General features: G+C 62.5%; 14 protein-coding genes, 2 tRNA genes and 1 pseudogene. 7 read left to right on the plus strand and 10 right to left on the minus strand.

What is annotated here, in order from left to right; translation table 11 throughout:
- Nucleotides 1-18 precede the first annotated feature (18 nt).
- Complete coding sequence (gene murJ, locus ACMUOY_RS16440; RefSeq protein WP_413893818.1) at nt 19-1,584, minus strand: murein biosynthesis integral membrane protein MurJ; 1,566 nt, start codon at nt 1,582-1,584, stop codon at nt 19-21.
- 116 nt (nt 1,585-1,700) lie between these two features.
- Here murJ and rpsT point away from each other — a divergent pair, with 116 nt between their 5' ends.
- Nucleotides 1,701-2,015 (plus strand): 30S ribosomal protein S20, encoded by a 315-nt coding sequence (gene rpsT / locus ACMUOY_RS16445; RefSeq protein ID WP_413893819.1) that lies wholly within the window; start codon nt 1,701-1,703, stop codon nt 2,013-2,015.
- 198 nt (nt 2,016-2,213) lie between these two features.
- Here rpsT and ACMUOY_RS16450 read toward each other — a convergent pair whose 3' ends face one another.
- Nucleotides 2,214-2,531 (minus strand): DUF3579 domain-containing protein, encoded by a 318-nt coding sequence (locus tag ACMUOY_RS16450; RefSeq protein ID WP_413893820.1) that lies wholly within the window; start codon nt 2,529-2,531, stop codon nt 2,214-2,216.
- A 212-nt stretch (nt 2,532-2,743) separates the two neighbouring features.
- Here ACMUOY_RS16450 and ACMUOY_RS16455 point away from each other — a divergent pair, with 212 nt between their 5' ends.
- From ACMUOY_RS16455 to ACMUOY_RS16465, 3 genes are read left to right on the plus strand one after another with little or no spacing between them, the layout of a single operon-like run.
- The gene (locus ACMUOY_RS16455; protein ID WP_413893821.1) at nt 2,744-3,940 is read left to right on the plus strand and encodes an aspartate aminotransferase family protein; all 1,197 of its coding nucleotides are present in this window, start codon (nt 2,744-2,746) and stop codon (nt 3,938-3,940) included.
- 6 nt (nt 3,941-3,946) lie between these two features.
- On the plus strand, nt 3,947-4,861 hold the full coding sequence (argF, locus tag ACMUOY_RS16460) for an ornithine carbamoyltransferase (protein ID WP_413893822.1): 915 nt from the start codon (nt 3,947-3,949) through the stop codon (nt 4,859-4,861).
- Complete coding sequence (locus ACMUOY_RS16465) at nt 4,861-5,178, plus strand: YkgJ family cysteine cluster protein (RefSeq protein WP_413893823.1); 318 nt, start codon at nt 4,861-4,863, stop codon at nt 5,176-5,178. Before argF ends, ACMUOY_RS16465 begins: the two co-directional genes overlap by 1 nt.
- A 231-nt stretch (nt 5,179-5,409) precedes the next feature.
- Here ACMUOY_RS16465 and feoB read toward each other — a convergent pair whose 3' ends face one another.
- Together feoB and ACMUOY_RS16475 are read right to left on the minus strand one after the other, a co-directional pair.
- Nucleotides 5,410-7,314: a ferrous iron transporter B gene (gene feoB / locus ACMUOY_RS16470; RefSeq protein ID WP_413893824.1), complete on the minus strand. Its 1,905-nt coding sequence runs from the start codon at nt 7,312-7,314 to the stop codon at nt 5,410-5,412.
- Nucleotides 7,311-7,625 carry a FeoA family protein gene (locus ACMUOY_RS16475; protein WP_413893825.1) on the minus strand — a complete coding sequence of 105 codons (315 nt, stop codon included), beginning with the start codon at nt 7,623-7,625 and terminating at the stop codon, nt 7,311-7,313. The genes feoB and ACMUOY_RS16475 overlap by 4 nt, the downstream gene beginning before the upstream one ends.
- 116 nt (nt 7,626-7,741) lie before the next feature.
- On the opposite strand from ACMUOY_RS16475, the gene kynB reads away from it, so the two are divergent.
- The 3 genes from kynB to kynA are packed head-to-tail and all read left to right on the plus strand — an operon-like array spanning nt 7,742 to nt 10,571.
- On the plus strand, nt 7,742-8,371 hold the full coding sequence (gene kynB, locus ACMUOY_RS16480) for an arylformamidase (RefSeq protein ID WP_413893826.1): 630 nt from the start codon (nt 7,742-7,744) through the stop codon (nt 8,369-8,371).
- A 50-nt stretch (nt 8,372-8,421) separates the two neighbouring features.
- Entirely contained in the window at nt 8,422-9,702 is a 1,281-nt protein-coding gene (gene kynU, locus ACMUOY_RS16485) for a kynureninase (RefSeq protein WP_413893827.1), read from the plus strand.
- A gap of 2 nt (nt 9,703-9,704) precedes the next feature.
- Nucleotides 9,705-10,571, plus strand: coding sequence for a tryptophan 2,3-dioxygenase (gene kynA / locus ACMUOY_RS16490; protein ID WP_413893828.1), 867 nt, complete (start codon nt 9,705-9,707; stop codon nt 10,569-10,571).
- A gap of 68 nt (nt 10,572-10,639) precedes the next feature.
- Here the strand turns inward: kynA and ACMUOY_RS16495 are convergent, their stop codons facing one another.
- From ACMUOY_RS16495 to ACMUOY_RS16520, 6 genes and pseudogenes are all read right to left on the minus strand, one after another.
- Nucleotides 10,640-11,818, minus strand: coding sequence for an FAD-dependent monooxygenase (locus tag ACMUOY_RS16495; RefSeq protein WP_413893829.1), 1,179 nt, complete (start codon nt 11,816-11,818; stop codon nt 10,640-10,642).
- A gap of 114 nt (nt 11,819-11,932) precedes the next feature.
- Nucleotides 11,933-12,008 (minus strand) — tRNA-His (locus ACMUOY_RS16500).
- Nucleotides 12,009-12,037: 29 nt separating this feature from the next.
- Nucleotides 12,038-13,975: a SurA N-terminal domain-containing protein gene (locus ACMUOY_RS16505; RefSeq protein WP_413893830.1), complete on the minus strand. Its 1,938-nt coding sequence runs from the start codon at nt 13,973-13,975 to the stop codon at nt 12,038-12,040.
- 62 nt (nt 13,976-14,037) lie between these two features.
- Nucleotides 14,038-14,113 (minus strand) — tRNA-Val (locus tag ACMUOY_RS16510).
- Between the two features lie 16 nt (nt 14,114-14,129).
- Nucleotides 14,130-14,402 carry an HU family DNA-binding protein gene (locus ACMUOY_RS16515; protein WP_413893831.1) on the minus strand — a complete coding sequence of 91 codons (273 nt, stop codon included), beginning with the start codon at nt 14,400-14,402 and terminating at the stop codon, nt 14,130-14,132.
- A gap of 305 nt (nt 14,403-14,707) precedes the next feature.
- Nucleotides 14,708-15,572: pseudogene (locus ACMUOY_RS16520) on the minus strand (DMT family transporter).
- Between the last annotated feature and the right edge of the window lie 52 nt (nt 15,573-15,624).

A 15,624-nucleotide genomic window follows, 5' to 3' on the forward strand; every position in this document is an offset into this window, starting at 1 on the left:
CTCTGGGGTCGACCGGTGTCACCGGCGGACAAACTGACGCAGCTTCAGGCCAGCGGCCCACAGCGCACCGAAATACAGAATGGCGGAGCCTGCGATCAGCAGGAACAACAAGCCGATGCGTTGGCCTCGCGCCGCCTGGAGTTGCGTCCAGTGAAAGGCGCTGGATGCCCACATCAGGAACACCGCCAGTAAGGCACTCGCGGCCAGGACCTGCAGCCCAAACAGGCCCCAACCCGGCGCCGGCCGGTAACTGCCCTTGCGGCGCAACCCCACCAGCAGCCACGTCGCATTCACGAGGGCGCCGATGCCAATGGCCAGCGCCAGACCGGCGTGTTGAAAAACGGGAACCAGGGCCAGGTTGAGCAACTGGGTCAACACCAGAACGACAATGGCAATCTTGACCGGGGTCCGGATGTCCTGGCTGGCATAGAAGCCCGGCGCCAGCACCTTGATCGCGATCAGACCCAGCAGGCCGGCCCCGTACCCCATCAGTGCATGGGTCGTTTGCTGAACGTCGTTGTCGGTGAAGGCGCCGTAATGGTAGAGAACGGCCACCAGGGGCTTGGCGAAAGTCAAGAGGGCCACCGCGCAGGGAACCGCCAGCATGACCACCAGGCGCAGCCCCCAGTCCAGCATGGCGGAGTACTTTTCAGCATCATCGGCGGCCTTGGCCGCGGCCAGCTGGGGCGTCAGCACCACCCCCAGCGCGACACCCAGCAAGGCCGTGGGGAATTCCATCAGCCGATCCGCGTAGGTCAGCCAACTGACGCTGCCAGGGGTCAGGTGCGAGGCAATCTGGGTGTTGATCACGGTGGAAACGTGCGCCACGCTGACGCCCAGCAACGCCGGCATCATCATGGTTGCGATCCGTTGAGTGGCAGGGTCGTCCCAGGCCTGGCGCAGATGAGCCCAGCGCCAGCCGACGGTCGGCAACAGGGCCAAGCGGCGCAGGGCCAGCATCTGAACGGTCAACTGAAGCACACCACCCAGGATCACTCCGCCACCCAGCGCGTAGATGGGCTCAATACCCCGTGTCTCCAGCCATGGTGCGCCCAGCCAGGCCGCCAGGATCATGCACAGATTGAGCAGTACCGGTGTGGCGGCTGGAACGGCAAACCGTTTCCAGGTATTGAGCACACCAGCGGCCAGCGCGACCATCGACATGAATCCGATGTAGGGGAACATCCAGCGCGTCATGACCACCGCCGCCTCAAAACTCCTGGGATCCTGCTGCAGGCCGCTGGCCATGATCCACACCAGCACCGGTGCGCCCAGTACGCCGAGCACGCAGGTCAGCAACAGCACCCAGGTCAGCACTGTGGCCACATGGTCGATGACCCGCTTGGTCTGCACATCGCCCTGCTGGGTCCGCACACTGGCCAGCACCGGAACGAAGGCCTGGCTGAATGCACCTTCGGCAAAAAACCGCCGGAACATGTTGGGAATGCGAAAAGCCACATTGAAGGCATCGGTCATGGCACTGGCACCAAACATCGATGCCACGAGCGTTTCGCGCACCAGCCCCGTAACCCGCGAAGCCAGGGTCAGCACCGAGACGATGGAAGCAGATTTGAAGAGGCTCACCGGCCCGAGTGTAGTGCCCCGACCGATCCGGCATCGGGAGCCGGCTCATTTCCGTTCCAACCTGATAGAATGGAGAACTTTGCTGGCATCATCCTCAGACACAAGGAAATATCGAAATGGCTTCTACGAAACCCAAGAAAAAGAACCCGCGCCTGGCGTCGGGCCGCAAACGCGCACGTCAGGACGTCAAGCTCAATGCAGCCAATACGTCTCTGCGCTCCAAATACCGCACCTCGGTGAAGAACGTCGAGAAGGCCGTCGCAGCCGGCGACAAGGCGAAGGCCACCGAGGCTTTCGGCAAGATGCAGTCGGTGGTCGACACCATCGCCGACAAGGGCATCTTCCACAAGAACAAGGCCGCTCGCGACAAGAGCCGCCTGTCGGCCAAGGTCAAGGCCCTGGCCACCGCTGCAAACAGCAGCGCCGCCTGATCAAGGCAGGCAAACAGCCCTGACCGCCTCTGGCGGTCTGCCGTTCTCAACGGGTGCGCTGTCAGCAAGCAGAAAAACCGCCTTCGGGCGGTTTTTTTGTGGTCGATGAAAGCCACTATGCCCGGGAATGCGTTTCGCTCAGGGTCCAATCACTTCAGAACGGCACCAACCGGTCGCCGGCGAACCCGACCTGGGCGATCACTCCGTCAGGGCGTCGGGTTTGGCCCAGGCCTCGAACATCTGGAGTTCGTTGTCCTTGGCGAAGTTCATGCAGAACTCCCACGCCAGCGGTTCCGCCGATCGCAGATCGGGATGAACGACCACACATTTCACGCCGCCAACCGACGTGGGAATGCACCAAGGTGAATAGCTGAGGTGGCTGCCCGGACGCACGCCCCCGGGCCGAAACTGGCTCATGACCCCCGCCAGCCGTTCAGCCCAGTCGCTGGGTCGGAAGGTCTTGCCTTCGTGGGTGATACCCTGGATGAAGACTTCTTTGGCGGTGTTGGAAACCATTGGGTAAAGGTACTGGATACACACCAGCAGGCACGAAGGATCACAACGTGCTGCAACGCAACAATCATTGTATCTTATATAAGACTTCAGGCCCATCGGATTGCGCATCGCTGTCATGCGCAATCGTCAGCAAACCCCTGCAGGCTCTGAGCCTAAAATCGGCTCCTGACGGCCCCGGTTATTGCAGGGCCGCTTTGTTTTCAGGAGACCCCATGACCGCGTTCATCGAAGCCGCTTCGCCCCACACCATGAATACCTATGGCCGCCTGCCCATTGCGCTGAGTCATGGCCAGGGCTGCCGCGTCTGGGACATCAACGGCAAACCCTACCTGGACGCTCTCGGCGGCATCGCCGTCAACACCCTGGGCCATAACCACCCCAAACTGGTGCCTGCGCTGCAGGACCAGATCGGCAAGATCATCCACAGTTGCAACTACTACCATGTGCCCAACCAGGAGAAGCTGGCCGAGAAACTGGTTGAGCTGTCCGGGCTGACCAACGTGTTCTTCTGCAGCACTGGCCTGGAAGCCAACGAAGCGGCCTTGAAGCTTGCGCGCAAATTCGGCCACGACAAGGGCATCGAAAAGCCGGAGATCGTTGTGTATGAAAAGGCCTTCCACGGCCGCAGCATCGCAACCTTGAGCGCCACCGGCAATGAAAAGGTGCAAAAGGGCTTCGGCCCCCTGGTCGAAGGCTTCATTCGGGTGCCCCTCAACGACGTTGAAGCGCTGAAGAAAGCCACCGAAGGCAACCCCAACGTGGTCGCCGTGTTCCTTGAGACCATTCAGGGTGAAGGTGGCGTCAATCCGATGCGCATCGACTATCTGCAACAGGTGCGCCAGTTGTGCGACGAACGCGACTGGCTGCTGATGATCGATGAGGTGCAGTGCGGCATGGGCCGCACCGGCAAGTGGTTCGCCCACCAGTGGGCCGGCATCAAGCCCGACGTCATGCCGCTGGCCAAGGGACTGGGGTCGGGTGTGCCCGTTGGCGCTGTCGTGGCGGGCCCCAGAGCGGCGAACATTTTCCAGCCGGGCAACCATGGCACCACGTTCGGTGGCAACCCTCTGGCGATGCGTGCAGGGGTGGAAACGATTCGCATCATGGAAGAAGACGGCTTGTTGGAGAGCGCGGCTAGGGTGGGCGCGCACCTGAAAGGCGCCCTGGAGCGCGCGCTCGAGCATCAGCCCGGCGTCAAGGAAATACGTGGCCAAGGCTTGATGATCGGCGTGGAACTGAACAAGCCCTGCGGCGCGTTGACGCAGCGTGCGGCTGACAAGGGCCTTCTCATCAGCGTCACGGCGGACAGCGTAATTCGCCTGGTGCCGCCACTGATCATGACCAGCGCCGAGGCCGACGAGGTGGTGGCCATTCTGGTGCCGCTGATCCAGCAGTTTCTCGCGGAGTGACCGACCATGGTTTTGAAGCACTACCTTCAGTTCACCGACCTCGACGCGGGTGAGTACGCCTACCTTTTCGAGCGCGCCGCACTGATCAAGCGCAAGTTCAAGGCCTACGAGAAACACCACACGCTGGCCGACCGCACGCTGGCCATGATCTTCGAGAAGGCCTCGACCCGCACCCGTGTCAGCTTTGAGGCCGGCATGTACCAGTTGGGCGGATCGGTGGTGCACCTGACCACCGGCGACAGCCAGCTCGGCAGGGCCGAGCCGATCGACGACAGTGCCCGGGTGATCAGCCGCATGGTGGACCTGGTGATGATCCGAACCTACGGTCAGGACAAGATCGAGAAATTCGCAAGGTACTCACGGGTCCCCGTGATCAACGGCCTGACCAACGAGTTTCATCCGTGCCAGATCCTGGCGGACATCTTCACGTTCATCGAGCATCGCGGAAGCATCAAGGGCAAGACCGTGGCCTGGGTCGGCGACGGCAACAACATGGCCAACACCTGGCTGCAGGCGGCCGAGTTGTTGGATTTCACGGTGCATGTCAGTACGCCCGGCGGCTACGAGGTAGACCAGGCCGTCGCTGGGATTCGAAGTGCAAACAGCTACAAGGTATTCAGCAATCCCATGGACGCCTGCAGCGGGGCCGATCTGGTGACCACCGACGTATGGACCAGCATGGGATTTGAAGCCGAGAACGAAGCGCGAAAAAAGGCCTTCGCCGACTGGTGCGTTGATTCCGAGATGATGCGCAGCGCGAAACCCGACGCGCTTTTCATGCACTGCCTGCCGGCCCACCGCGGCGAGGAAGTCGAAGCGGACGTGATCGACGGCCCCCAGTCCGTTGTCTGGGACGAGGCCGAGAACCGCATGCACGTGCAGAAGGCACTGATGGAGTACCTGCTGCTCGGCAAACTCTGATGTCCGCCTGCACCACCTGCGGCGCCTGCTGCGCGAGCTTTCGCGTGGACTTTGCGGTGCAGGAGCTCGACGACAGGGGCGGTAGCGTCCCGGCGGGGCTGGCAGACGAAGTCACCAGCACAATCTGCCGTATGCGCGGCACGGACCATCTTCCCAGCCGCTGTGCGGCGCTGACGGGCCAGATCGGCCGCAACGTGGCTTGCGGCATCTATGAATGGCGGCCGTCACCTTGTCGGGAGTTTTCCGAAGGTGAAGCAGCGTGCGACAAGGCTCGCGCACGACACGGGTTGCCCCCCTGGAACGCTCAATCCGCGTGATGCCGGCTCGTTGAACGGGGCTGCCAGTGAACGGGTTGAACACCGCCGGACTTTGTCGCAGGCGGGTCATCACACCCACCGCAGCTGTTGCACGCGCCGCAGGCGCGTTTCTCACCCAGCGCCGGATGAATCCGGCCCAGACGGCGGCGCAAGCCCGAGGGCAGCCAGTACCACAGAGCATAGGCTGCAGCTGCCAGCACGATCACACCCACGATCCACTGTTGTGTCATCTCAACCGCCTCCGCCCATCAGGGCCAACCGGTAAGTGATGAAGCTTGCCGCGTAAGCCAGGGCGAACAGATAGGCCGCCATCATCATCGGATATGTCCAACTGTTGGTTTCGCGCCGCACGGCCACCAGCGTGGAAATACACTGCGGCGCAAACACATACCAGGTCAGCAATGAAAGAGCCGTGGCGAGCGACCAGCTCTGGCCGATGAGAACCCCGAGTTGGGAGGCAACGTCGGGACCCGTCGCCGACAGTGCGTAAACGGTGCCCAACGCGCCGACTGCAACCTCGCGCGCGGCCATGCCGGGCACCAGCGCAATCGCGATCTGCCAGTTGAAGCCGATCGGCGCAAAGACGACCTCCAGGCCGCGCCCGATCTGACCGGCCAGGCTGTACTGGATCGCCGGCCCGGTTGCGCCAACCGGCGGCCCCGGAAACGTCGACAGAAACCACAACAGCACCATCAGCGCCAGGATGATGCCGCCAACCCGCTTGAGGAAAATGACCGCGCGCTCGTACAGCCCCAGCGAAAGATTGCGCAGGCTCGGCCAGCGGTACGAAGGCAGTTCCATCAGCAGCGGGGTGGGTCGAGCGTCTGAGCGCAGGCGCATGAAGGCCGCCGCCACGGCCATCGCACCGAGAATCCCTGCCAGATAAAGACCAAACAGCACCAGCCCTTGCAGATTGAATACCCCCCAGACCGTGCGCGCTGGAATGAAGGCACCGATCAGCAGTGCGTACACCGGCAGCCGCGCCGAGCAGGTCATCAGCGGCGCAATCATGATCGTGACCAGCCGGTCACGCCAGTGGCTGATGGTCCGGGTGGCCATCACACCGGGAATGGCACAGGCGAAGCTGGACAGCAATGGAATGAACGAGCGCCCCGACAGGCCAACCGTCCCCATGACCCGGTCCAGCAGGAACGCCGCGCGCGGTAGGTAGCCTGAATCCTCCAGGGCGATGATGAAGAAGAAAAGGATCAGGATCTGGGGTAAAAACACCAGCACGCCGCCGGTGCCGGCCAGGATGCCGTCCACCAACAGACTCTGCAGAACGCCTGGCGGCAGGCCGGACCGGACCAGGTTGCCCAGCGCATCCACGCCCGCCTTGATCCACTCCATGGGCACAGTGGCCAGGCTGAACACCGCTTGGAACATCAGGAACAGCGTCAAGGCCAGCAACAGCATTCCCCACAGAGGGTGCAACACGATGCGGTCGATGGCGTCGTCGGTGTGCAGACTGTCCGCCGGCTCATTCACGGCCACCGCCAGAATGCGCCGCACCTCCTGCTGGGTCGCAATCACCTGCGCCACGTCCGACGCATGCCAGGGTGGCGACGTCGAGGCGGCGGCCAGATGGCCGGCAGTACCTGCGGGGTCGGCCAGGTCCAGAAACGCCAGCAATTCCTGCGCCCCATCGTGCCGTACGCCGACGGTCTCCAGCACAGGCATGGCCAGTTCCCGCGACAGCAGGCCCCGGTCGACCACGATGCCTTCCCGGACCGCCATGTCACTCATGTTGAGTGTCAGGACCATGGGCAGGCCCAGTGCCCGCGCCTCCAGCACCAGGCGAAGGTTAAGCTTGAGGTTGGTGGCATCGACCACGCACACGAGCAGGTCCGGCATTGGCTCATGGGCGCGCCGGCCGGTCACGACGTCACGGGTCACGGCCTCGTCTGCGCTCAGCGGATTGAGGCTGTAGGCGCCGGGCAGGTCCAGCACCAGAACGCGACGCCCGGAGGCCGTCTGCAAGTGCCCTTCCTTGCGCTCCACGGTCACCCCTGCATAGTTGGCAACCTTCTGCCGGCTGCCCGTCAGCAGGTTGAAGAGCGCGGTCTTGCCGCAATTGGGATTGCCCAGCAAGGCAACGCGCAAGGGCGCGGTGATAGCGCTGTGCGCCGCGTTCACTCGGCACCCCTTGCCAGCGTCGGTTCGGGCACCACGCGAATCAGCGCGGCCTCGTATCTTCGCAGCGCGAATGTGGTGTGGCCGATGCGAACCGCGAGCGGATCATGGGCGGGGAAGCCTTGGGCAATCACGCAAACACGCTCACCAGGAAGGAATCCGATCTCCAGCAGGCGCAGTACGAGTTCGCGCTCGTCAGCGTCGGCAGCGTCAACCAGGCGCGCGACCCTCGCCCCCACGAGACGCGGTAGTTCGTCAAGCCCCATATCGGGCCCGTGATAGTTCACGTCGGGTTTTTGAAAATCGGCAGACATACCGGGCATTAAATGATAACGATTCTCATTCTACGCCATCAGCCAATCATTGAATTTTGGTCGATGTTGGAAATAACCGACACCACGAATCCATAACGCCGCTAACTTCCAGAGCCATGAAAATGCTCTGGGACATCTCCCCACCCGTCCAGCCCGGCTCCCCGGTCTTCCCTGGCGACACGCCCTATCAGCAGCAATGGGCGGCCACGCTGGGACCAGGATGCCCGGTCAACGTCGGCACACTGACCTTGTCGCCCCATGTCGGCGCGCACGCAGACGCCCCGCTCCACTACGACCCGACGGGAGCCAGCGTCGGCGAACTGGACCTGGCACCCTACCTCGGTCCGTGCCGCGTGATTCATGCCATCGGCGTGGGGCCGCTGATCGAGTGGTCGCACCTGGCCCACGCCATCGGCCAACTGCCACCGCGTGTGCTGGTCCGGACATACGCGCGCATGCCGGTGGACCGCTGGGACCCTGATCTGGCGGCCTTTGCACCGCAGACCATCGAGCGCCTGGCTGCGCTGGGCGTGCTGCTGGTTGGCATCGACACCGCCAGCATCGACCCCGCTGGCAGCAAGACCCTCGACAGCCACCAGGTGATCCGGCGCCTGAACCTGCGCGTGCTGGAAAACCTGGTGCTCGACGACGTTCCCGAGGGCGACTACGAACTGATCGCCCTGCCACTGAAGCTGATGACCTCCGACGCCAGCCCGGTGCGCGCCGTGCTGCGCGAATTGCCCTGATTACTGCCTGACGCTCGAACTCCTGAACTACCCACCCCTGCCCCATTGCCATGACACCCAATTCCCTTGAAGACTGCCGACAGGCCGATGCGCAAGACCCGTTGCGCGAACTTCGTCATCAATTCGACCTGCCCGACGGCGTGATCTACCTCGACGGCAACTCGCTGGGCGTCCTTCCCCGCGCCACGGCCGCCCGCGTCGCCAAGGTAGTGACACAGGAATGGGGGCAGGGGCTGATCCGCAGTTGGAACACCGCGGGCTGGTTCGACTCGCCCCGGCGCGCGGGCGACAAGATCGCCCGGCTCGTTGGCGGCAACCCGAGCGAAGTGGTTGCAACGGACAGCACGTCCATCAACCTGTTCAAGGTGCTGAGCGCCGCGCTGAACATGGCCCGTGAGGATGCGCCGCAGCGCAAGACCCTCGTCAGCGAGCGCAGCAATTTCCCGACCGACCTGTACATCGCCGAGGCGCTGTGCCGGGAGCGCGGCTACACCTTGAAGCTGGTCGAGCCCGAGGCAATCGCAGCGTCGCTGACCACCGATGTCGCGGTGCTGATGTTGACCCACGTGAACTACCGCACGGGTGCAATGCATGACATGGCCGCCGTGACGGCCGCGGCCCATGCCGCCGGCATCCTCGCAGTCTGGGACCTTGCACACAGTGCCGGCGCGGTGCCGGTCGACCTGACCGGCGCACAGGCCGATTTCGCCGTGGGTTGCGGTTACAAGTACCTCAACGGCGGACCTGGGGCGCCAGCCTTTGTATGGGTGGCCCCGCGCCACGCCGAGCGTTTCTGGCAACCCCTGGCCGGCTGGTGGGGCCATGCCACCCCATTTACCTTTAACGCCGACTACCAGCCGGCCCCGGGCATCACGCGCTACCTCTGCGGCACCCAGCCCATCATCAGCATGGCGGCGCTGGAATGCGGGCTCGACACCCTGCTGGCTGTCGAGCCGCTGGGCGGCATGGCGGCCTTGCGGGCCAAGTCGCTGGCGCTGACCGACCTGTTCATCGAACTTGTGGAGACGCGCTGTGCCGGCCACGGCCTGACGCTCGCCACACCGCGCGTGCACGCGCAACGGGGTTCACAAGTCTGCCTGGCCCGTGGCGCCGGTGCCTATGCCATCGTGCAGGCGCTGATCGCCCGCAACGTCATTGGGGATTTCCGGGCCGGCGATGGTGGCCTTCATCCCGACATCCTGCGTTTTGGCTTCACACCGCTCTACATCGGCTTCGAGGATGTTTGGCAGGCCGTGGAACACCTCAGGCAGGTGCTCGACAGCGGTGAATGGCAACGGCCTGAATTCAACCAGAAACACGCGGTGACCTGATCATGTGCCCGCACAACACCACCCCATCGTCCCCGTCGCCCGAGCACATCGTCCACGACGAAAAAGCCCAGCTCGATTTCAGCCGGAGCATGAGCTACGGCGACTACCTGCAACTCGACGCCATCCTGAGTGCGCAGCACCCGCGCTCACCCGACCACAATGAGATGCTGTTCATCGTGCAGCACCAGACGAGCGAGTTGTGGATGAAGCTCATGCTGCATGAGCTGCGGGCCGCCGTGGCCCATGTGGCGGCCGATGACCTGTCCACCGCTTTCAAGATGCTGGCGCGCGTCAGCAAGATCATGGAGCAGCTGGTGCACGCCTGGGACGTGCTGGCCACCATGACGCCGCCCGAGTACAGCGCCATCCGCCCCTACCTGGCCAGCTCCAGCGGATTCCAGAGCTACCAGTACCGCTGCATCGAGTTCTCGCTGGGCAACAAGAATGCGGCCATGCTCAAACCCCATGAACACCGCCCTGACCTGCTGGAGCAGGTGCGGGCTGCCTATGAAGCCCCGTCGCTCTACGACGAAGCGCTGAAGCTGCTGGCGCGGCGTGGTCTGGACGTGCCACAAAGCCATGCGCAGCGCGACTGGACCCAGCCCTACGTCGCCAGCCCCGGCGTTGAGCAGGCCTGGCTGACCGTGTACCGCAACCCGAAGCAGCACTGGGACCTCTACCAGCTCGGCGAGGAGCTCACCGATCTCGAAGACGCCTTTCGCCTCTGGCGCTTCCGCCATGTCACCACCGTGGAGCGCGTGATCGGCTTCAAGCGCGGCACCGGCGGCACCGGCGGCGTGAGCTACCTGCGCAAGATGCTGGATGTGGTGCTTTTTCCGGAAATCTGGAGCCTGCGAACCAGTTTATAGACAAAAATCGGCACCATCCCAGCGTCGAATGGTCATATTCAGCTACAACTTTATGAGCGCCCGCTTGTTCATCGTGGGCCGGCATAGAGCCAGGGAACATCCAGCACCCGTTCACCGAACACCCTGAGCACCGCATCGCGACCCCATCGGACGATGCCCTCTGAGTGGAAGATCTCTCCGTTGCGGATCGAGCGTGCCTGCACCCTCGCACATCGCTGCCAGCGCCGATTCGCGTAGTGCTGCAAGCGCTCGCCCATCGGGAGGCGCTCCAAGACGATGGAGCGACCCAATTGTTCGGCGTCCTCGATCGCCATGCCAGCGCCTTGCGCAAGGTAAGGCCGCATCGGGTGCGCGGCGTCGCCCAGGAGCGCCACCAATCCCCGAGCCTGCTGCCAAGCTCCTTGCATGGGATGCCGATCGCACAAAGCCCAGAGCCGCCAGTCGGGCACCGCCGCGATCAGCTCCTGAAGAGGTTGGCACGTGCTACCCATGGCATGCTGGAGGTCGGCTGCATTGGCTCCATGGTCCCATCCATGGAGATCGCCGTTGAAGTCGCCGTGAACAATGGCAACCACGTTGAGCCAGTCGCCCCCGCGCACCGGGTATTGCACCACGTGCAGGCGGGGGCCCAGCCAGGCCGTCACCTGATGGCTTCGCAGGTGCTGAGGCAGACTGTGCTGTGGCAGCATCGCCCGGTAGGCCAGATGCCCGGAAACACGAGGAGCCCCGTCGTTCAGCATCAATTCGCGCACCCGGCTCCACAGGCCATCGGCGCCGATCAGCACATCGCCTTCGACTTCGAGGCCTTCGGTGGTCTCCAGGGTCACGACCCGTCCACGGTCCTCGTACGAAGCCAGCCAGTTCCCCAGCGCCAGCCGCACCGCCCCGTCTCGCTGAAGTGGGTGCAGCAGCAAGGCATGCAGATCCGCCCTGTGAATGGTGGCGTAGGGGGCCCCGTAGAGCCGGACCGCACGCTCGCCGAGCGGCAATACGCCCAGCTCTCGGCCGGATACTGCATTGCGCACCTGCAAACGATGGGGAAAAGCAGCGACCCTTGCAAGGTCCCGTTCCAGACCCATGCCATGTAGAACGCGAACAACATTGGGCCCGATCTGGATCCCCGCCCCGACTTCGCCAAATTCGGCGGCGCGCTCAAACAGGCGCACATCACAACCCGCTCTGGCGCAGGCCAGCGCGGCGGTCAGGCCGCCAATGCCGCCGCCGGCGATCAATACCCGTGTGCTCATGCCGCTGGATTTTGGGTTTTCTGGCGGACAGTTCCCTGACAGGAGCAAGCCCGCGCACACCGGCTATCGAGGCCGGAAACAGCAACGCCAGCACAAGGCTGGCGTCTGCTTAAATGGGGTGGCTGATGGGACTCGAACCCACGACGACCAGAATCACAATCTGGGACTCTACCAACTGAGCTACAGCCACCGAAAGCGTTCGATTATAGCGGGTTCTTCTCACTGAACCGAGCTGCGCGAGGCGCTGTCTGACCCGGGGAGCGGTTTCGCAGCAAGGATCTCCGCCTTGAAACGACGCTTCAATTCGTTGAAGTAAGCCAGGCTCTCTGCACCCGTCCACAACTGGTTGTACTGGTTCAGATTCTGTCGCCGCGCCGCTTCGTTCGCCGCTTCGAAGTCGATGACCTTGTTGACGCGCGCCACGGCATATCCCTGCCCACCAAGGTCGACACCGACCAACACCGGCAAGGCGGCGGAATCCGCGCGAAGCACGGCGTCAATCAGCTTGCCCGGGAACTGCTGTGACTGCTCGCGCGACACGGTCAAAGGCGCAGGAAGATCTGCCGAAGCAGGATTTGCTTGCCATGCTGCCAGTTTGGCAGCCCCCTCCTTGCGCGCCAGTTCAGCGCCGCGCTCAGCCACCAGTCGGGCGCGCACAGCATCCTTGACTTCGGCAAGCGGCTTGGTCCGTGCGGGCATGTACTGGACAATCCGCGCGGAAACCAGTTGGTTCGGCGCCGTTTCTACGGCCTCGGTGTTGCGTTTCTTTTCAACCGCGTCGGATGCAAAAATGGCATTGAGCAGCTTCGGGCTGGCCAATACACCGTTTGCGCCCGGCGCCGGTGTCCGGGTGACGTTGGCTGCGGATTGAACCTCCAGTTTTAGACGGTCCGCTACGGGTTTGAGGCTGTCGGCCTGCTCATAAACACCGTTCGTAAACGCGTCGGCCACCTCGGCGAACTTGCGTTGCGCCTGCTGCTTCTTCAGGTCGCTTTCGATCTGGGCTCTCATCTCCTCAAAAGTCCGGACCTTGGGAGCCTTGATATCGGTCAATCGAATGATGTGATAGCCAAACTCCGATTCCACGACGTCGCTGACCTCCCCCTTCTTCATGGAAAAAACGGCATCTTCGAAAGCCTTGACCATGGCACCACGGGCAAAAAAATCAAGATCGCCGCCATTTGGCGCGGAGCCGGTATCCTGCGAATTCTTCCGGGCCAGATCGGCAAAACTGTCGGGAGCCTTTCGCGCCGCGGCCAGCAATTCGTCTGCCTTCGCACGGGCCCGCTTGCGATCTTCTGCACTGGCCGTTTTCGGTGCCGATATCAGGATATGGCTGGCACGGCGTTCCTCCTGCCCGCTGAGGCGAGTTGCATTCTGTTCGTAATAGGTTTTCAGATCCGCCTCGTTGACCACAAGAGATTTCTTGACCGTCTCCAGATCCAGCACGACGTACTCGATGCTGGCCTGCTCCGGAGCCTGGAAAAGCGCTTCATTCTGTTTGTAGAAAGCCTCGATCTCAGCGTCCGTCAAGGTCACCTTGGCTGCGAAATCGGATGGCGAAAAGCGGGCAACCTGAACTTCCCGCTTCTGCAGGAAGGCATTCAATGCGACGTTCGCCTCGACCGCCGGCGTGAAGCCGCTGCCCATGACGCCCGCCAGGACCTGGCGGGATGACAGATCGGCACGCACCTGTGCTTCGAACATCTCGGGCGTCATGCCTTGGCTTGCCACCAGTTGCCGATACCGCTCCATGTCGAGTGTGCCATCTGGCTTGCGCAGACTCGCAATCGTCGCATTCTGCTGCAGATCGCGCGCCAGCTTGGCATCGCTGGTCACCAGCTTCAGTTTGGTGGCCGCTGCAGCCAGCACGCGATCTCTCACGAGCCGTTCCAGCGTTGCGTAGCGTGCCTCCGGTGAGTCCAGCAACTTGACATCCAGAGTCGGCATCGATTCCCGCACACGGTCGACTTCGTTCTTGTGCGCGAAGTCCCATTCGGCTTGGGTGATGTCGACCCCGTCGACACGGGCCACCGCAGCTCCCTTGTTCTGGGAACGGTTGTAGCCTTCAAGGCCGAACAGCACGAACGAGGGAAAGATCAGCAGAAACAGCAGAAACTGCATGATCTTGGTGTGCTTCCGGACGAAATCAAACATGCGCAGACTCTCAATATCAAAAACAGAAAAGGCGAACGATATGTTCGCCTTTACATTGGTGGTGGTGGGTGCTGACGGGTTCGAACCGCCGACCTACGCCTTGTAAGGGCGCCGCTCTACCGACTGAGCTAAGCACCCCACCCGAAACCGCAGCTCAGTTCAAGGCATCCTTCAATGCCTTGCCTGGGCGAAACTTCGGCACCTTGGCAGCCTTGATTTTAATCGCTGCGCCGGTGCGTGGATTGCGCCCACTGCGCGCCGAGCGTTTGCCAACGGCGAACGTGCCAAAACCGACCAATGAAACCGATCCGCCCTTCTTGAGGGTCGTCTTGACGGCGCCGACCATCGAGTCAAGCGCCCGGGTAGCAGCCGCCTTGGAAATATCGGCATGCTTCGCGATGTGTTCAATCAATTCTGTCTTATTCACAAGGAGCCCCTCGTTCGTCTAAATGTTTAAACCTAAGCCGGCCAACAACCATCGGATCGAGCCGAATCCATTCAATCAATGGAAACAGCCGCATCCGCCAATATCAAAAACCTTTGGCCTTCATGATTACAGCCACCGGCTCTTTCTATGTCAATATGCCCGGTCGTCTCCGACCACGCCTGGCAGCGGATTCTAGTCCTTTTCAGTCGCCAGGCTGCTTGCTCACATCTACTATTTTTCCCCGTGGCCCGCCAGTGACGATGGGTTGGCTTGAACCGCCCTCGAACCGATGCAGCGCCCTTGGGTCAAGCCCTGGCTGGGCGAATCACAAGGCTGACACCCAACGCAGTCAGCAATATGCCCATCACAGTGAAAATCGTGACCGGTTCGTCAAACAACAGCCAAGCGAGCATTGCGGTTGATGGGGGAACCAGGTACATGAGACTCGCCACTGACGCTGCAGCGCCACGCTGTATCAGGAGGTACAGCAAGGAGCTGCCACCGATCGTAAGCCCGAGCACGGACCACGCCATGGCACCATAGAGATCGGCCGTCCAACCCATAGGCTCCAACTCCATGAGAGCCAACGGCAAAGTCACGAAAAATGCGGCCATCAGCTGGACTGTATTTGCGCTCCGCACATCACAGGGTCTGACAAATTGCTTCTGGTAAAGGGTGCCGGCGGTAATGCTGACAAGGGCGCCGAGTGCATAAGCCAAATTGACGCTGTTGACCATGTCGCCCGGGGAACCTTCCCCGAACTTGCGAGAAACCACCATCGCAAGCCCGGCAAACCCCAAGGTCAACCCCGTCCACTGGCGCCGGTTCACCGGTCCGCCCACGCCAGAATTGCCGAGCATCGACAGCCAGATCGCCGTCAGGATAGGTTGGACGCCCACAATCAGGGCAGCCAGACCCGAACCCCGCCTTGACGGCGGCCCAGACCCCACCGAGATAGCCCGAATGCATGAGCAGACCGGTCACGCACAGATGCAGCCACTGCGACCCCGTCTGTGGCCACTTGACGCGGGCACCCCAGATCCACGGCAAGAAGCAAAGGATCGACAGGCCGTAGCGCACCACCAGGAACTTGAATGGAGGCGAATTGGGCATCCCATAGCGGGCAACGATGAAGCCTGTGCTCCAGATCAGTACAAAGACCGCAGGCATCAGCCGGATCAGGCCATCATCCCTGGACTGGCCTGTCACTTGACCCGCGCCC

The sequence above is a fragment of the Candidatus Skiveiella danica genome, from assembly GCF_022705245.1.
GTDB classification, from domain to species: Bacteria; Pseudomonadota; Gammaproteobacteria; order Burkholderiales; family Burkholderiaceae_C; genus Skiveiella; species Skiveiella danica.